A 16,695-nucleotide genomic window follows, 5' to 3' on the forward strand; every position below is an offset into this window, starting at 1 on the left:
GACGGCCCGCCCCGCACCCACCATCCCTGCGGCACAGCGATCGTGGCGCGCGGGCGGGCCCTTTCGGCGCCATGACCCCTGCGGCACAGCGATCGTGGCGCGCGGGCGGGCCCTTTCGGCGCCATGACCCCTGCGGCACAGCGATCGTGGCGCGCGGGCGGGCCCTTTCGGCGCCATGACCCCTGCGGCACAGCGATCGTGGCGCGCGGGCGGGCCCTTTCGGCGCCATGACCCCTGCGGCACAGCGATCGTGGCGGGTGTAGTGGCCGATGCGCTCGGTGCCCGGTGCGGTCAGCCCGGGTGGACCGTCACCTCGGTCGCCTTGACGCCCGCCCACACGGGCGCCCCGGGGCGCAGGTCGAGGTCGGCGACCGCGAGGGCCGTGACGTCGGCGAGCGCCTCGGTCCCGTCCTCGGCGACGACACGCACCCGCACCGTGTCCGCGTGCGGCTCGAGACCCGCCACCCGGGCCGGCCACACGTTGCGCGTGGAGGCGCCGTGCGGCGCCTCGGCCCACAGCGTCACCGCGTGCGGGGGGAACGTGAGGAGCACCGGACCGGCGTGCCCGCCGACGACGTGCACCTGCCGGCCACCGGCCAGCCGGGCGACGCCGCCCGCGGCGACGCCCTCCCACCGGTTGAGCCCGACGAGCCGCGCGACGTAGTCGGTGCGAGGCGCGCGGGCGACCTCCCGCGGGGTGCCGGACTGCACGACGCGGCCCGCCTCGACGACCACGACACGGTCGGCGAGCACCATCGCGTCGACGGGGTCGTGCGTGACGAGCAGCGTGGGCACGGCGACGTCGGCCAGGTGGTGCCGCAGCTCCGCGCGGACGTGGACGCGGGTGCCGGCGTCGAGCGCCGCGAGCGGCTCGTCGAGGAGCAGGGCGTCCGGCTCGGGGGCGAGCGCCCGGGCGAGCGCCACCCGCTGCCGCTGCCCCCCCGACAGGCGGCCGGGCCGGTGCCGCACCTCGTCGGTGAGCCCGAGCCGCGTGCACCACCGCTCCGCGACGGCGCGCGCCGGCGCCGCCCGGGCCCCGGCCGCCCGCAGCCCGAAGGCGACGTTGTCGCGGACGTCGAGGTGGGGGAAGAGCTGGAGGTCCTGCGGCACGAGCCCCACCCGCCGCGCCGGCACGGGCAGCCGCACGCCCGCCGCCGGGTCGTCGAGCACGCGACCGGCGAGCGCGACCCGGCCGCGGGCGGGGGCCACGAGCCCCGCGACGACGTGGAGCAGCGTCGACTTGCCGGCGCCGTTGGGACCGACGACGACGACCACCTCCCCCGGCGCGACGTCGACCCTCGCGGTGACCTCCAGACCACCACGCGGGAGAGCGACGTCGACGACGAGCGCGCCCGTCACCGCAGCGCCCCCAGCCACCGCTCCCGCAGCAGCGCGAGCACCGCGAGCGACACGGCCAGCAGCACCAGCGACAGGACGACCGCCTGGTCCGGGTCGGTCTCGAGCGCGAGGTACACCGCGACGGGGGTGGTGCGGGTGGTGCCGGGCAGGCTGCCGGCGAACGTGATGGTCGCCCCGAACTCCCCGAGCGCCCGGGCGAAGCAGAGGACGGCGCCGGCTGCGAGCCCGGGCAGCACGAGCGGGAGCGTGACGTGGCGGAAGGCGTACCAGCGGCTCGCGCCGAGCGTGGCGGCCGTGTCCTCGAGGCGCTCGTCGAGGGTGCGCAGCGCGCCCTCCACCGACACGACGAGGAACGGCAGCGCGACGAACGTCTGCGCGAGCACCACCGCGGCGGTCGTGAACGGGACGGTGACGCCGAGGGCGAGGTCGAGCGGGCGACCGAGCAACCCGGTACGACCGAGCAGCAGGAGCAGCGCCACCCCGCCGACCACGGGCGGCAGGACGAGCGGCACCGTGACGAGCGCGCGGACGAGCGCCCGGCCCGGCATCGCCGTCCGGGCGAGCAGCCACGCCAGCGGCACCCCGAGCAGGAGCGACAGCGCGGTCGCGGTGCCCGCCGTCACGAGCGACAGTGCGAGCGCGGCGCGCACGTCGGCGTCGAGGAGGACCTCCGGCAGCCGCGACCAGGGTGCGCGGACGACGAGCGCGACGAGCGGCAGCGTGAGCACAGCGACGGCGAGCACGCCGGGGACGACGAGAGGGACCGGCGCCCGGCCCGCGGCGCGCGCGTGCGTCTGGATCGCGCTCACGGGACGACGAACCCGGCCTCGGCGAGCGCGTCCCGCGCCGCCGGGGCGCGCAGGTGGTCGACGAAGGCGGCGGCCAGCCCGGCGTCGGCGGCCGAGGTGAGGGCGAGCGCCTGGTACTCGTTCGCCGCGGCCGCGGCGCCGGGCACGGGCACGACCTCGACGGCGTCACCCGCCGCGAGCGCGTCCGTGCGGTAGACGAGCCCGGCGTCGACCTCGCCGAGCTCGAGGCGGGTGAGGACCCCGCGGACGTCCTGCTCGAGCGTGTCCGGAGCCGCCCGGACGCCTGCGGCCGTCAGCACCTGCTCGGCCGCTGCCCCGCACGGCACCTGCGCCGCGCAGAGGGCGACGACGAGGTCGTCGCGCGCGAGGTCGTCGACCCCCGACACCTCCCCCGGGTTGCCCGCCGGCACCGCGAGGACGAGCTCGTTGACGGCGACGACGACCGGCGCCCCGGCAGCCAGGCCGGCGTCCACCACCTGCGCCGCCGTCGCCGCCGACGCCGTGACGAGGACGTCCGCCGGCGCCCCCGCGAGCACCTGCTGGACGAGGCCTGCGCTGCCGCCGAACGACGTCGTCAACTCGACGCCCGGCTCGGCCGCCTCGAACGCCGCGACGACCGGGGGCAGGACGTCGGTGAGGGACGCCGCTGCGAGCACGAGCAGCTCCCGGTCGCCGGCGCCGGCGTCGCCGCAGCCCGCGACCGCGAGGCCGCCGGCGACGGCGCCCAGCACGGCGACGACGACGCCACGTCGTCTCACGCCGGCACCTCGAGCCCGACGTCCGTCGCCTTCACGACGGCGGTCGCGCGGGAGCCGACCTCGAGCCCGAGCTCCTCCACCGCCTCCCGGGAGACGAGGGAGACGAGGCGGAACGGCCCCGCCTGCAGCTCCACCTGCGCCATGACGCCGTCGACGACGACCCGGGTGACGAGACCCGTGAGCCGGTTCCGTGCGCTCGGTCGGCCGCGTGCGCCCGTCGGTGGGGTCCGGGCGATCTCCTGGGCGAGCGCGGCGGCCGCCGCGCCCTCGACGACCGTCGCCCCGCCGGGCCCGTCGGACGCCGGGAGGCGACCGTCGGCGACCCAGCGGCGGACCGTGTCGTCGCTGACCCCGAGCAGGTGGGCGACCTCGATGATCCTCAGGTGCGGCACGAACGGATCATAATCACCGCAAGTGCGGACAGCCGGACGCGACTGCCGATGACGCTCCCGGGCGGCGGTACCGGGTCCACCGACGGGAGGGCACCATGTGCCCACCATGCCCAGCACCGCGCCGCCGACCGCCGTCGGTCCCCGCCACGACCCGGGCGTCGTCGCTGCCCTCGCGGTGCTCGTCGTGGTCGCCGGGGCCGCGCTCGTCGTCGCCCTCCTCGTCGTCGGCGGCGGGTCGGCGCCGAACACGATCGCCGACCCCGGACCACTGACGACGACCGGGCTCCCCTTGGCCCGCTACGCCCAGGACCTCCTCGGGGTGGCGGTGGTCGGCGCGGCCCTCGTCGCCGTCCTCGCCCACCCGGTCGGCCGCGTCGTGGGGCGGTGCCTCCGACTGCTCACGACGCTCGCGCCGGCGTGGGCGGGCGTGACGGTGGCGGTGTACGTCCTCACCGCGTCCGACCTGTCCGGTCGCACGGTGGCCCAGGTCCTCACCCCGCAGGTGCAGCGGGCGTTCCTGTCGCTGCCGCAGGCCAGGGCGCACCTCGTCGTGCTGCTCGGGGCCGTGGTGGTCCTCGCCGCGGCGGGCCTGCTGCGCCGCCGGGCGCGGGACGGGCACGAGCCGACGCCCCGCACGCTCGCCGCCGTGCTCGCCCTGGCGGCCGCCGCCCTCGTCCCGCCCGCCTTCGCCGGTCACTCGGCGGCCTCCGACGCCCACGAGCTCGCGGTGGGCAGCCTCGCCGTCCACGTCGTCGCGGCGTCGCTGTGGGTCGGCGGCCTCGCGGTGCTCGCTCTCCTCGTGCTCGCCGACCGCGCCGTCACGGTCACCGACGCCGCCCGCTCGGCCGCGTCGTTCAGCACGCTCGCCCTCTGGTGCGTCGTCGTCGTCGGCGCGAGCGGCCTCCTCAACGCCTCCCTTCGCGTCACCGCCCCCGCCGACGTGCTGTCGGCCTACGGCGCGCTGCTCGCCGTCAAGGCCGCCGGGCTCGCCGTCCTCGTCGGGTTCGGTCACCGGCACCGCAGCCACAGCATCGCCCGGGCCGTCGACGGCGCGGGCCGCCGCGCCTTCGCACGGCTCGTCGCCGTCGAGCTCGCCGTCATGGTCGCCGTCGTCGCCGTGGCCGTCGCGCTCGCGCGGACCCCGCCGCCGGTCTGACAGCGGTCGGACAGCGGAGCCGGGTCACCCGTCCGGCGCGCGCCCGTCACGCACGGCGACCGCACGGGCCGCAGGCTCCCCCGATCGGCGTCACGGCCCCCGGCGGCGGCTACAGACCGGCCCGGTCCTGCCGATCCCTGTCGTGGGCCACCCGCAGGGACCGGCCCCCGCCCAGGGACGGGCGGTGCACGCGCGACGGCAGGAGGCCCGAGTGACGAGAGAGGACCACCTCGACCCGGGGGTGCGGCAGGCGCTGCTGCACGCCGCCGAGGTGGCCGGCGACGCCGTCCTCGTGGTCCGGGCCGGGGCACCGTCGACCGTCGCGTGGGTCAACCCCCGCGCGGAGGAGGTGCTGGGCGCGGCCAACGACACCGTCGCGGGCGCACCGCTCGGCCGGGTCCTCGACACCCCCGCCGACCTCCTCACGACGACCCGTGGCACGTCGGGGCGCGGCTCCCTGCGGGGCGCCGACGGCACGCGCACCGCGGTCGACGTCACGAGCCACCCCGTCCCGGGTGGCGCCCTGTGGGTGCTGACGGCCGTGCCGGCGCAGCGCCGCCGACCCGAGGCGGAGGCCGAGGCCGTCCAGGCCGTCGAGCGGCGCTTCACGGCGCTCGCGGAGCGGACGCCGGTCCCGACCGTCCTGTCCGACGTCGGGCTGCGGCTCGCGCACGTCAACGACGCGTTCACCCGCCTCGTGGGGCTGCCGGCCGAGGCGGTCCTCGGCACGGCGTGGCTCGACCTCGTCCACCGCGAGGACCTCGACGTCGTCACCGGCTGCGCCCGCACCGCGCTCGAGGGCACGGCCGCGGAGACCTTCGCGCGTCTCCTCACCGCCGACGGGGCGGAGCGGTGGGTGCACCTGCGGCTCGCACCGACGACCACGCCCCGGCACGGGTCGGGCTTCGTCGGCACCGCGGAGGACGTCACCGAGCGCCGCGCGTTCGAGCGCCAGCTCGCGTACCAGGCGCGCCACGACCCGCTCACCGGGCTGCCCAACCGGGCGGCCCTGTTCGAGCACCTCCAGCGCGCGCTGCTGGGCGCCCGCGGGGCCAGCCCCGACCTCGCGGTCCTCTTCCTCGACCTCGACAACTTCAAGCTCGTCAACGACTCCCTCGGCCACCACGCGGGCGACGCCCTGCTCGTCGACGTCGGGCGACGGCTGCGGGCCGCGGTGCGCGACCAGGACGTCGTCACCCGCATGGGGGGCGACGAGTTCGTCGTCGTGTGCCACGGCGTCGGTGACGACGAGGAGGCGGCCCACCTCGCGGCCCGCGTCCTCGAGGTGTGCACGCAGCCGACGCTCATCGGCTCGCTGCAGGTCCACCCCTCGGCCAGCATGGGCGTCGCACGCGTCGACCAGGGCACGACGTCCGCGCAGGACGTCCTCCGTGACGCGGACATCGCGATGTACCGGGCGAAGGCGCTCGGCAAGAACCGCTTCGCGCTGTGCGACGCCGCGACGCGCGACACCGCCCGCGACGAGCTGCGCCTGCTCGCCGACCTCCGCGCGGCGCTCGAGGGGACCTCGCCCGAGCTGCACGTCGTGTACCAGCCGGTCGTCGCGCTCGCCGGTCCGGGCGACGACTCCCGCGACGGCGTCGCCGCCGGGCCGCTGCCCGTCGTCGAGGCGCTCGCCCGCTGGACCCACCCGCGCCGCGGGACGGTGCCCCCGGACGTGTTCGTGCCGCTCGCGGAGAACCACCAGCTCGTCGGGCGCCTCGGCGAGACGGTCCTCGACGCCGCGTGCGCGCAGCTCGTCGAGTGGCGCGCGGCGCTCGGGTCGCTGGCCCCGCAGCGCGTCGCCGTCAACGTCTCCCCCCACCAGCTCGGCGACCCCGGCTTCGTCGACATGGTGACCGGCACACTCGCCCGCCACGGCCTCGAGGCGGCCGCGCTCTGCCTGGAGGTGACGGAGTCCGCCCTCGTCGCGGACCCGGCGACGACGCGGCAGGTGCTCCACGCACTCCGCAGCGCCGGGGTCGCCGTCGCGATCGACGACTTCGGCGTCGGGTACTCCTCGCTCGCCCACCTGCGCCGCCTGCCCGTCGACCACCTCAAGATCGACCGCTCCTTCGTCACCGAGCTCGCCGGGCCGCAGGCGGACACCGACGGCAGCGGGGCCCTCGCAGGCGCCGTGGTGTCCCTCGCCCGCGCGCTCGGGCTCTCCACCGTCGCGGAGGGCGTCGAGCACCCGGAGCAGGCCCGCGCGCTCCAGGAGCTGGGCTGCACGTACGCGCAGGGGTGGCTGTGGGCCCGCGGGATGGCAGGCGCCGACCTCACCGACTGGGTGCGCGGTCGCGCCGGCGGCGGGGCGGCGACCGCGGACACGAGGAGCCTGTCGTGAGCGCGGCCCAGGCTCCCGCGACCGACCACACGGGGACCGACGCCGCCGGCGACGGCCTCAGCGGGCCCGTCGTCCTCGAGGAGCTGCTCGCGTCGCTCGACGACCTGCCGGCGCAGCGGCCCGTCGCGGCGCGCATGGTGCAGCTGACGCACGACGAGGGCATCAGCGCCGCCGACCTCGCCGGGGTCGCGGCAGCCGACGCGACCGTCACGGCGCGGATCCTCCGCCTCGCCAACTCCGCGTACTACGGCCTGTCGGGCCGCGTCCGCACCCTCACGTTCGCCGTGACGGTCGTGGGCTTCACGACCGTCCGCACCATCGCCCTGTCCGCCGCCGCAGGAGTCGACGACCCCCGCGCGGTGCCCGACGGGTTCTGGGAGCGCAGCGCGTCCACGGCCGTCGCCGCGGGCGAGCTCGCCCGCCGCTTCCGGCTGACCTCGCCGGACGCGTTCTGCCTCGGGCTGCTGACCGGCATCGGGCAGGCGCTGCTCCACCGTGCCGACCCCGACGCCTACGGCCCGCTCCTCGCCGGCGCCGCGGACCGGGCCGCGCTCGTGGCGGCGGAGCGCGCGCGCTACGGCGTCTCCCACGTCGCGGTGTCCGCGGCCGCCCTCACCGCCTGGTCGTTCCCCACCGACATGGCGGCCGCGATCCGGCCGCTCGACACGTGGCCGCTCGGACAGCCGGCCGACGGCGTCGACGCGACGACGCGGTGCCTGCTCGTCGCCCGGGAGGTCGCGGACCGGCTGACCGGCTGGGGACCCGGGCCGCTCGAGGTGAGCCACATGTCGGGCGGACGGGTCGACGAGGTCGACGTCGCGACGCTCGCGCGGCGGGTCCCGGCCCTCGCCGCGGACCTCGTCCGCGCCGTCCAGTCCTAGCCGTCCGGCGTCAGCCCCGCGCGGAGCCCACGGGCACCGCGGTGCCGCCGGGCTCGAAGAGCACGTGCTCCTTGCCGGGCGCCCCGACGAGCCGCAGGGCGGTGCCCGTGTCGCGCCAGCGGAGCAGGACCTCGTAGGCCGCGTCGGCGGCGCTGCCCGCGGGGGCGTCCGCCGGGTCGGCGAGCACGAAGGACAGGTCGAGGACCACCGGCGGACCGTCCCCGCTCGTGTGCCGCCGACCGCCGCTGGTCCACGTCCCCCGCCCGCCGCCGGCGCGCAGGAGGAAGCGAGTGCCGTCGCGCACCACGGCACGCAGGACGAGACCGACGAGGTCGAGGGAGAGGTCGCGGTCGCCGGGCAGCGCGACACCGGTGCGGGGGTCCTGGTCGGCGTCCACGGGCGGCCTCCTGCTGGCGTCTGCGTGTGGTGTCGGCAGGCCCGGACCCGGACCTGAGGGGGCGCCACGCCCGTCGGCGAGCGCCTGCGCCGGACGGGTGACGTCCCCTAGCCTGCGGTCAGTCCTGGTCAGAGCGGGGTACACCAGGAGCAGCCGGGTCGACGACCCGGGGGCGAGGACGTCACGAGGCCGGACGACGACCGTGCGGGAGCGGTACGAGGGAGGGGTGCGTGGGCGGCGACGACCCGGACGAGCCGGTGGACGCGCCCGCCGATCCCGCCGCCGCGGCGTTCGCGACGAGTCCGGTCGGCACGCTCGTGACCGACCACGCGGGTGTCGTCGTCGACGTCAACCACGCGATCTGCCGGCTGCTCGGTCTCCGCCGCGACGAGGTCGTCGGTCGAGGCGCGATGGACCTCGTGTCCGGCCAGGACCGTCACCTCGCCGACGCCGAGCGCGGACGGATGCACGCGGGCGCCGCCGGCGGCCGCTTCACGTGCCGCGTGGTCGACGCCGCCGGCGCGTCGAGGTGGACCCGCTGGACGTGGCGGGCCCTCGCGCCCGAGGGACGGCAGCCGTACGCCGTGCTCCACGTCGAGGACGTCGACCGGGCCTCCCGCACGCTGCTCGTGAGCGACGACCTGCTCGCCGCCGTCGAGGACGAGCGGGCGGCCCTCACGGCGACGCTCGAGGCCATCCCCGACGGGCTCGCGATCTTCCACGCGCAGCGGGACGAGGCCGGCGAGGTCGTCGACGTCCGCCTCGTCCGCATCAACCGGACCGGCGCCGCGGGCATCCCGCCGGACCGCCTCGTCGGGCTGTCCGTGCTCGACTACTTCCCCGAGTCCAGGGCGACCGGCCTGTTCGACGCGCTCCTCGACACCCTGCGCCACGGCCGCACCAACCGCCTCCTCATCGAGGTCGGCGAGCACGGCACGTGGCCGGGGACCTTCGAGAACGTCGTGGTCCGGATCGACGAGGACCGGGTGCTGTCGACCTTCCGCGACGTGTCGCAGGCCCGCGACGACGCGCAGCGGCTGCTGCACGCCGCGACGCACGACGCGCTCACCGGCCTGCCGAACCGCGTCCTCCTGCGGGACCGGGTCGAGCACGCCCTCCAGCGCACCGCACGCGAGGGGCACCCGGTCGCGGTCGCGTTCCTCGACCTCGACGGCTTCAAGGCCGTCAACGACACCCACGGGCACCGGCAGGGCGACGTCCTGCTGCAGGAGGTGGCCCGGCGGCTCAGCGACGCGGTCCGCGAGGAGGACACCGTGGCGAGGCTCGGGGGCGACGAGTTCGTCCTCGTCCTCGAGCGCGTCGGGGACGAGGCCGAGTGGCGCCACGTCCACGAGCGGGTCGTCGCGGCCCTCGCACGGCCCTTCCTCGTCGCCGGGCAGGCCGTCACGCTGCGGGCGAGCGTCGGGGTCGTCTTCCCCCCGAAGGGCCAGACCGACGCCGACGCCGTGCTCGGCAACGCCGACATCGCGATGTACGCGTCGAAGAGCACCGGCAAGGCGCGCTACACCGTCTTCACCGAGCAGCACCGTCGACGCGTCATCGACCTCGTCGCGCTCGAGGCCGACCTCGGCAAGGCCCTGACGCGGGAGGAGTTCTCCCTGCACTTCCAGGGCATCGTCGACGTCACCTCCGGGGACGTCGTGGGCGCCGAGGCGCTGCTGCGCTGGCAGCACCCGCGCCGGGGGCTGCTGTCGCCGGCGGACTTCCTCCCGGCGGCCGAGGCCGGCGGGCTCATGGTCGACGTGGGGGCGTGGGTGCTGGAGGAGGCGTTGCGCCAGGCCGCGCGCTGGCGGCTCGTCGCCCGGCGGGACTGCTTCGTCACCGTCAACGTCTCGGCGCAGCAGCTCGTGCGGGGCGACTACGTGAGGCGGGTGCGGCAGGCGCTCGCGGGCAGCGGCGTGCCGAGCCGCAGCCTCGTCGTGGAGATCACCGAGTCGCAGGTGCTGCCGTCGAGCGCGAGCGTGCTCGACCAGCTCCGCGAGCTGCGCGACCTCGGCGTGCAGGTGGCGGTCGACGACTTCGGGACCGGCTACTCCAGCCTCAGCCACCTCGCGACGCTGCCCGTCGACCTCGTGAAGATCGATCGCGCCTTCCTCACCGACCTCGCGGACTCCCGCCGCTCGGCGGTGCTGCGGTCCGCGGTGGAGATGACGCGCGCCGTGGGGGCGACGTGCGTCGTCGAGGGCATCGAGACCCAGGAGCAGTACGACGCCGTCCGCGCGACCGGCGCGCGCTTCGCGCAGGGGTTCCTGCTGGGCCGGCCACGGCCCGGCTACGTCGTGTGAGGCGGCGGGACGACAGCTGCGGCGCTCACACCAGTGCGCGCAGGCGCGGCGCGAGGTCCGCCTCGAACAGCTCGAGGAAGCGGGCCTGGTCGTGGCCGGGGGCGTGGAGCACGAGGTGGTGGAAGCCGGCGGCCACGTAGGGCCGGACGAGCTCGGCGACCTCGTCGGGGTCGGCCGAGACGACCCAGCGGCGGGCGACCTGCTCGATGGGCAGCTCGTCGGCGAGCCGCTCCATCTCCACGGGGTCGTCGACGCTGTGCTTCTGCTCGGGCGTGAGGGACAGCGGCGCCCAGAAGCGCGTGTTGTCCAGCGCCGTGGCGTGGTCGCGGTCGTAGGACAGCTTCACCTCGATCATGCGGTCGATGTCGTCGGCCGGCCGGCCGGCCTTCTCCAGCCCCTCCGCCACGGCGGGCAGGAGACGCTCCTTGTAGAGGTCCATGCCCTTGCCCGACGTGCAGATGAAGCCGTCGCCCGCCCGGCCCGCGTACCGGGCGACGACGGGGCCGCCGGCCGCCACGTAGACGGGGACCCCGTCGGCGGGCACGTCGTAGATGCTCGCGTCCTGGGTGCGGTAGTGCTCGCCCTCGAAGGTGACCCGCTCGCCGCGCCACAGCTGCCGCATGAGGTCGACCGACTCGCGCAGCCGCGCGAAGCGCTCCTTGAAGTCCGGCCACTCCCCCGTGAAACCCGTCGCCACCTCGTTGAGGGCCTCGCCGGTCCCGACACCGAGGACGACGCGCCCCGGGTACAGGCACGCCATGGTGGCGAAGGCCTGCGCGACGACGGCCGGGTTGTACCGGAACGTCGGCGTCATGACGGAGGTGCCGAGGACCAGCCGCTGCGTGCGCTCGCCGACCGCGGTGAGCCACGACAGGGCGAACGGGGCGTGTCCGCCCTCGTGGCGCCACGGCTGGAAGTGGTCGCTGACGAACGCGGAGTCCATGCCCGCCGCCTCGGCCCGCACCCCGAGCTCCACGAGCTCGCGCGGCCCGAACTGCTCCGCCGACGCCTTGTACCCGATCCTCAACCCGTCCGGCACGCGACCCGCCATGGGCTCAGCGTCCCCCGTCAGTCCGGCAGCGGCACCTCGAGCACGAGGACGCGGTGCAGGCCCTTGCGGCGCAGCGCCGCGAGCAGCCGCGGCGGCGGCGCGACCACGACCATGGCCGCGCCGTCGGCCCGCGCCAGCCGGTGCAGCCCGAGGAGCAGCCCGAGCCCCGCCGTGTCGAACGTCACGACCTCACCGACCCGCAGCTCGACGAGGTCGTGCTCGGCGCCGGCGCGCCGCAGGGCGTTCCGCAGCCGCGGGGCCTCGGAGGCGAGCAGGCGGGGCCCCACCTCCACGACCGCGGGGCCCGCCTCGACCACGTCGGGGTCGGCCCGCTCGCCGGAGCCGGCGGGACGGACGACGGCGGGCAGGTCGTCGGCGGCCCCGGGACCGCGCCCCGGGACCCCCCGACCCCCGCCCGCCGTGCTCATGGACCAGAGATACCCGACCGGAGCGCCCGCACCCAGCGCCGCCGCACGGTTGTGACCGTATTGCGACGTTCGGCGCGACACCCGGTCATGGGGCCGTGACAGAGCCGGACGGTCAGTCGGTCAGCTTCTTCAGCAGCTCGTGGCAGCGGTGGGCGCGCTGGGAGTCCTCCTCCATCACCTGACGGAAGAAGGCGGCCACGTCGTCCATCCCCGCGTTCTCCGCGTCGCGGACGTACTGGCCGTAGTCGTGCCCCGCCTTGAGCGAGTGGTACTGGACGGAGATCAGGTCGAACTGGACGTCGCCGAAGCCGGTCTCGCCGGTCGCCATGGTGTGCCTCCTCGTTCGTGGTGCCGCGGCCGGGGGTCGCGGCGTCGGTCACCCCACGCGTACCCGGCGCCGCGCCATCGATTCGGCGCGTCGGCGAGCAGGTGCGTCGGCGCCGTCGGCGGGTACCTCGTAGCCGGAACCGGGACCACCGTGCCCGGCACAGGAGGTGGGCGGTGCTGCTCGCACGCTGGGCGCGACCCCGCCGCCGCAGCGGGACGGCGGCGGTCGGGGTGGCCGCCGTGGCCGCGCTGGTCGTCGACCACCGTCGGGTCGTCGTGGGCGGGTGGCTCGTGCTCGTGGCCGCGGCGGTGCTGTGGCTGCCGGCACCGCAGGGAGGCGGGGTGGGCGACCTCGACGACTTCGCCCCCGACGGCAACCCGTACGTCGCGACGGAGGTCCGCTCGGCGGAGGCCTTCGGCTTCCCGCTCCTGTCGCGCACCGTCGTCGTGCAGCGCGACCCGGACGGCCTGTCGCCCTACACGCAGGCGGCGGTCGTGCTGCGCGCCGCCGCGGTGAACGAGCAGCAGTACCCGTGGGCGGGCCCGGTGCGCGGCGCCCTTCCCCTGCTCAACGTCTCCGACGCGTTCCCGGGAGCGCGGGAGTCCGGCACCACGGGGCTCACGTACCTCCTCATGTCCCCGGACGTCGGGCTGTTCGCGCAGACCCGCGCCGGGGAGCGGTTCGCCGCACAGCTCGGGCCGGACGACGACGTGGTCGGCGTGACGGGGTCGTTCCCCGCCCGGGTCGCGCAGGACCGCCTCGTCGACAGCTCGCTGCGCACCGTCGAGGTCGCCACCGTGAGCGCCATCTTCGTCATCATGGCCGCGGGCTTCCGCTCCCTCGTGGCCCCGTTGCTCACCCTCGGGACCGCCGGCGTCGCCTTCGTCCTCACGCTCCACGTGGCGGGGGCCGTGGGCGAGGTGATGGGGGTGGCGGTGCCCGCGGAGCTCCGGCCGCTCCTGCTCGCACTGCTCCTCGGGGTCGTCACCGACTACGCGGTCTTCTTCCTCGCCGGGACCCGGACCGGGCTCGCCGAGGGCCGCGACCGGGTCGACGCGGCCCGCAGGGCCGTCGTCGACTACCTGCCGGTGGTCGTCGTGGCCGGCGTGACCGTGGCCGCGGGGACGGCGTCGCTCCTCGCGGCCCGGGGCGGGGTCATCCGCACGTTCGGGCCGGGCATGGCGATCGCGGTCCTCGTCGCGCTCGCGGTGTCGGTGACGCTGCTCCCGGCGGTCCTCGCGATGCTGGGGCCTGCGGCGTTCTGGCCCGCCCGCCCCGGTCCCGACGGTGCCGCCGTGCCCGTGCGACCGCGACGTGCCCGCTTCGCGCGGGTGCGGGAGCCGCTCGTCGGCCGCCTGGTCCGCACCCGCACGGCGGCCGTCGTCGCGGTGACGGTGACGGTGCTGCTGGGGCTGCTCGCGCTGCCGGTGCGGGGGCTGGAGCTCGGCCTGTCGTTCGTACCGTCGCTGCCGCCCGCGGACCCGGCCTCGCGGGCTGCGGTGGCGGCGGCGGAGGGCTTCGCCCCCGGGATCCTCTCGCCCACGGTCGTGCTCGTCGAGGGGGAGGACCTCACGGAGGACGTGCCGGCGCTGTCCGACCTCCGCGAGCGCATCGAGGCCGACCCCGGCGTGGCCGGGGTGCTGGGCCCCGGCTACCGGCTCCTCGACGAGCCCCGTGGCCTCGTCCTGTCCGAGGACGGAACGGCCGCGCGCTACCTCGTCGTGCTCGCGGACGAGCCCCTGGGGGCGACCGCCGTCCACACCTTCGAACGCCTCGAGGCGGCCGTGCCCCGGTGGGCCGAGGACGCCGGTCTCGCCGGGGCGCAGGTGAGCCTCGGGGGCGACACGGCCCTCGCCTCCCTGCTCACGAGCTCGACGCGGGCCGACCTCGCCCGCATCGCCGTGGCGGTGCTGCTCGTCAACCTCCTCGTCCTGGTCCTCTTCCTCCGGGCGACGGTGCTGCCGCTGTACCTGCTGGGCACGAGCGTGCTGTCGTTGCTGGCGGCGCTCGGCCTCACCACGTGGGTGTTCCAGGACCTGCTCGGCCACGACGGGCTCACGTTCTACGTGCCGTTCGCGGCGGCGGTCCTCCTCGTCGCCCTCGGCTCGGACTACAACATCTACGGCGTGGGGCGGCTGTGGCACGTGGCACGGGACGTGCCGCTGCGCGCCGCCGTCGTCCAGGTGGTGCCGCGGACCTCGCGTGCCATCACGGTCGCCGCGCTCACCCTCGCCGTCAGCTTCGGGCTGCTCTCGCTCGTGCCGCTGCGGCCCTTCCGCGAGCTCGCGTTCGTCATGGCGGTCGGCATCCTCCTCGACGCCGTCCTCGTCCGGGTGCTGCTGGTGCCGGCGCTCCTCGTGCTCCTCGAGCGGTGGAACCGCTGGCCGCTGCCGCGGCGCCCGGTCGGCTCCGACGACACGACGGGGGTGGTCTCGTGAGCACAGCCGGCGGCCCGCACGACCGGCGCGCGAGGGTGCGAGCGGGTGCCCTGCTCGCGGTCGGCCTCCTCGTCGGGACCGGGCTCGGTGCGGCAGTCGGCACCGGCGTCACCCGGTCCGACCGCCCGCCCGCGGTGGAGCCGGGGACGGGAGCACCGGCCGGTCCGGGCACGGCCGACGCCGCGTGCGTCGCCGCCGCGGAGCGGGCCCGGGTCGTCGTCGACCTCGCCGAGGACGCCGCCGAGGCGATGGCGGACCTCGACGCCCGGCGCCTGGAGGAGGTCGTGCGGGACATGCGGGCGGAGGACGCCGAGGTGCGGGCCGCCATCGCGGCCTGCCGCGCCCCCGCCACCCCGGAGCGCGGTGCGTCCACCGGAGCGAGCCCGCCTCAGCCGGCGCCGTAGGCGGTGAAGGCGGCCCACGCGCCGAGCGTGCGGGGGTCGTCGGGGTCGAGGACCTGACGCGCGCCGTGCAGCGCCTCCGCCACCGGCAGGCCCGCCGCGAGGCCCGCGTGGAGCGAGCGCACGAACGGCAGCACGTGGGCGTCGGCGACGAGCGTGGTGCTCGCGACGATGCCGCGGGCGCCGCGCGCCAGCAGGGTCCCGACGAAGCCGAGGAGCTCGTTGCCGGGGTGGACGACGCCCGCCCCGACGTCGCACGCCGCGAGGACGATCCGCCGGGGCACGTGCGAGCGGCCCTCGAGCTCGTGGACCGTGAGGTCGCCGTCGCTCAGCCGCAGCGAGGAGAACTGCGGGTTGTCGGCGCGCACCTCCCCGTGGCACGCGAGGTGCGCGAGCCCGGCACCGTCGAGGGCGCGCCGGACCGCCGACGACGTGCTGTCCGGGGGCACGAGCACCGTCGCGCCGGGGTGGACGTCCGCGAGGACCGCGACCTCCGCCGGCGCGGCCGCGAGCCCCGGCCCGGCGACGAGGACCGTGGGACCGGGGACGTCGGGCGCGCCCGTGGCCGGCACCGCCGTCCGCCACCAGAGGGCGGCGGACGGCGCCACGGACACCGGGCCGTCGACGAGCGCCGACCACGGCGCCCGCTGCAGCGCCCCGACCGGGACGACGACCACGCCCGCGGCGGCGGTCCCCACGGGCAGGTCGAGCGGGGCGACGACGAGGTCCCGGAGGCGACCGACGGAACGGTGGACGAGCCCGCCGAGGACCTCGCCCATCGCCGGCACGGCGGTCGGCAGGGCCCGCAGCGTGACCCGGAGGTCGTCGAGCACCGGCTCGACCTCGTCGAGGGGACCCAGCCGCACGAGGCGGCTGCCCCGCTGCTCCAGGACCACGGCGACGAGGTCCCCGTCGAGGACGTCGTACTCCACGAGGACCCGTCCGGCGAGGGCCTCGCGCACCCGGGTCACACCCGGCTCGCCCGGGCGGGTGCGGGCGCCGTTCCCCGCCACCCACGCGCGGCCCCGCACACGCTCCTCCAGCGACCGCTGCCGCACGAGGAGCGCGGGAGGGACCACCCGCCCTCGGCTGCGGGCCGCGGCGACGGCCACCTGGACCTCGTGCAGCGCCACGAGGTCCACCTCGCCCGCCTCGGTGGCCTCCCCCGCCTCGTCCCCCCGGGCGGTCGCCGCGAGGGCGTTGGCGCGGGTGCGCTCCATCCACCGCAGCACCTGCGTGGGTGTCCCGGTACGCACGAGGGCACCGAGACCGAGGGCGGCGAGCTCGGCACCGTGACCGGCGGCGAGGGCACGCAGCTCGGTCGACGGGAGGCTGTCGCGGTGGCGCGCGAGGTCGGCGAGCCCGGCGCGGCAGGCCCGGACGAGCGCGGCGTCGTCGCCTCCTAGCGAGGCGACGAGGGCGCGGGCGGCGCGGGCGGGCGCCCGGGCGAGGACGGGTCCCCGCGGGGCGGTGTCCGCCGCACGGGCGAGGTCGTGGACGGCGGCGTCCCGGTCGCCGTCGGCCGCGGCGACGCGGCCCGCGACGAGGTACGCCTCGGCGGCCTCCGTGAGGGCACCCGAGCGGCGCAGCGCCGCGGCGGCCCGCAGCGCGACGACCCGGTCGCGCGCTCCGGCGAAGGCGGAG

15 protein-coding genes are annotated in these 16,695 nt (G+C 77.0%); 6 read left to right on the forward strand and 9 right to left on the reverse strand.

Annotated features, from left to right (window positions below; genetic code table 11):
* Positions 1–291: 291 nt before the first annotated feature.
* Genes WAB14_RS14930 through WAB14_RS14945 form a run of 4 tightly spaced genes read right to left on the reverse strand, consistent with a single transcriptional unit; the run spans position 292 to position 3,318 of the window.
* Positions 292–1,359 carry an ABC transporter ATP-binding protein gene (locus WAB14_RS14930; RefSeq protein WP_340270962.1) on the reverse strand — a complete coding sequence of 356 codons (1,068 nt, stop codon included), beginning with the start codon at positions 1,357–1,359 and terminating at the stop codon, positions 292–294.
* On the reverse strand, positions 1,356–2,168 hold the full coding sequence (locus WAB14_RS14935) for an ABC transporter permease (protein WP_340270964.1): 813 nt from the start codon (positions 2,166–2,168) through the stop codon (positions 1,356–1,358). The genes WAB14_RS14930 and WAB14_RS14935 overlap by 4 nt, the downstream gene beginning before the upstream one ends.
* Positions 2,165–2,926, reverse strand: a complete 762-nt coding sequence (gene modA / locus WAB14_RS14940; protein WP_340270966.1) for a molybdate ABC transporter substrate-binding protein — start codon at positions 2,924–2,926, stop codon at positions 2,165–2,167. Before modA ends, WAB14_RS14935 begins: the two co-directional genes overlap by 4 nt.
* The gene (locus tag WAB14_RS14945) at positions 2,923–3,318 is read right to left on the reverse strand and encodes a TOBE domain-containing protein (RefSeq protein ID WP_340270968.1); all 396 of its coding nucleotides are present in this window, start codon (positions 3,316–3,318) and stop codon (positions 2,923–2,925) included. Before WAB14_RS14945 ends, modA begins: the two co-directional genes overlap by 4 nt.
* Positions 3,319–3,424: 106 nt before the next feature.
* Between WAB14_RS14945 and WAB14_RS14950 the strand changes: the two genes are divergently transcribed.
* The 3 genes from WAB14_RS14950 to WAB14_RS14960 all read left to right on the forward strand — a co-directional run bounded on the left by WAB14_RS14950 (position 3,425) and on the right by WAB14_RS14960 (position 7,702).
* Positions 3,425–4,474: a copper resistance D family protein gene (locus tag WAB14_RS14950; RefSeq protein ID WP_340270970.1), complete on the forward strand. Its 1,050-nt coding sequence runs from the start codon at positions 3,425–3,427 to the stop codon at positions 4,472–4,474.
* A 211-nt stretch (positions 4,475–4,685) separates the two neighbouring features.
* Entirely contained in the window at positions 4,686–6,821 is a 2,136-nt protein-coding gene (locus WAB14_RS14955; protein ID WP_340270972.1) for a putative bifunctional diguanylate cyclase/phosphodiesterase, read from the forward strand.
* Positions 6,818–7,702, forward strand: coding sequence for an HDOD domain-containing protein (locus tag WAB14_RS14960; RefSeq protein WP_340270974.1), 885 nt, complete (start codon positions 6,818–6,820; stop codon positions 7,700–7,702). The genes WAB14_RS14955 and WAB14_RS14960 overlap by 4 nt, the downstream gene beginning before the upstream one ends.
* Positions 7,703–7,712: 10 nt before the next feature.
* On the opposite strand, the gene WAB14_RS14965 is transcribed toward WAB14_RS14960, so the two are convergent.
* Positions 7,713–8,099 carry a hypothetical protein gene (locus WAB14_RS14965; RefSeq protein ID WP_340270976.1) on the reverse strand — a complete coding sequence of 129 codons (387 nt, stop codon included), beginning with the start codon at positions 8,097–8,099 and terminating at the stop codon, positions 7,713–7,715.
* Between the two features lie 230 nt (positions 8,100–8,329).
* Here WAB14_RS14965 and WAB14_RS14970 point away from each other — a divergent pair, with 230 nt between their 5' ends.
* Positions 8,330–10,405, forward strand: coding sequence for a putative bifunctional diguanylate cyclase/phosphodiesterase (locus tag WAB14_RS14970; protein WP_340270978.1), 2,076 nt, complete (start codon positions 8,330–8,332; stop codon positions 10,403–10,405).
* A 25-nt stretch (positions 10,406–10,430) separates the two neighbouring features.
* Here WAB14_RS14970 and fgd read toward each other — a convergent pair whose 3' ends face one another.
* The 3 genes from fgd to WAB14_RS14985 form a co-directional block, all read right to left on the reverse strand.
* Positions 10,431–11,456: a glucose-6-phosphate dehydrogenase (coenzyme-F420) gene (gene fgd / locus WAB14_RS14975; protein ID WP_340270980.1), complete on the reverse strand. Its 1,026-nt coding sequence runs from the start codon at positions 11,454–11,456 to the stop codon at positions 10,431–10,433.
* 17 nt (positions 11,457–11,473) lie between these two features.
* A complete protein-coding gene (locus WAB14_RS14980; protein ID WP_340270982.1) occupies positions 11,474–11,884 on the reverse strand; it encodes an STAS domain-containing protein in 411 nt (136 codons plus the stop codon).
* A gap of 112 nt (positions 11,885–11,996) precedes the next feature.
* A complete protein-coding gene (locus tag WAB14_RS14985; RefSeq protein ID WP_340270984.1) occupies positions 11,997–12,212 on the reverse strand; it encodes an acyl carrier protein in 216 nt (71 codons plus the stop codon).
* A gap of 173 nt (positions 12,213–12,385) precedes the next feature.
* Between WAB14_RS14985 and WAB14_RS14990 the strand changes: the two genes are divergently transcribed.
* Both WAB14_RS14990 and WAB14_RS14995 read left to right on the forward strand, forming a co-directional pair.
* The gene (locus tag WAB14_RS14990) at positions 12,386–14,650 is read left to right on the forward strand and encodes an MMPL family transporter (RefSeq protein ID WP_340270986.1); all 2,265 of its coding nucleotides are present in this window, start codon (positions 12,386–12,388) and stop codon (positions 14,648–14,650) included.
* The gene (locus WAB14_RS14995) at positions 14,647–15,054 is read left to right on the forward strand and encodes a hypothetical protein (RefSeq protein ID WP_340270987.1); all 408 of its coding nucleotides are present in this window, start codon (positions 14,647–14,649) and stop codon (positions 15,052–15,054) included. Before WAB14_RS14990 ends, WAB14_RS14995 begins: the two co-directional genes overlap by 4 nt.
* Here WAB14_RS14995 and WAB14_RS15000 read toward each other — a convergent pair.
* Positions 15,039–16,695 (reverse strand): CHAT domain-containing protein (locus WAB14_RS15000; RefSeq protein ID WP_340270988.1); only part of this gene is annotated, 1,657 nt, incomplete at its 5' end. The genes WAB14_RS14995 and WAB14_RS15000 overlap by 16 nt on opposite strands.

The organism is Aquipuribacter nitratireducens, from assembly GCF_037860835.1.
Classification (GTDB): Bacteria; Actinomycetota; Actinomycetes; order Actinomycetales; family JBBAYJ01; genus Aquipuribacter; species Aquipuribacter nitratireducens.

Coding starts and splice junctions, on each gene's coding strand:
- WAB14_RS14950 (WP_340270970.1), top strand. CDS start 3,425: ATGCCCAGCACCGCGCCGCCGACCGCCGTCGGTCCCCGCCACGACCCG.
- fgd (WP_340270980.1), bottom strand. CDS start 11,456: ATGGCGGGTCGCGTGCCGGACGGGTTGAGGATCGGGTACAAGGCGTCG.
- WAB14_RS14980 (WP_340270982.1), bottom strand. CDS start 11,884: ATGAGCACGGCGGGCGGGGGTCGGGGGGTCCCGGGGCGCGGTCCCGGG.
- WAB14_RS14985 (WP_340270984.1), bottom strand. CDS start 12,212: ATGGCGACCGGCGAGACCGGCTTCGGCGACGTCCAGTTCGACCTGATC.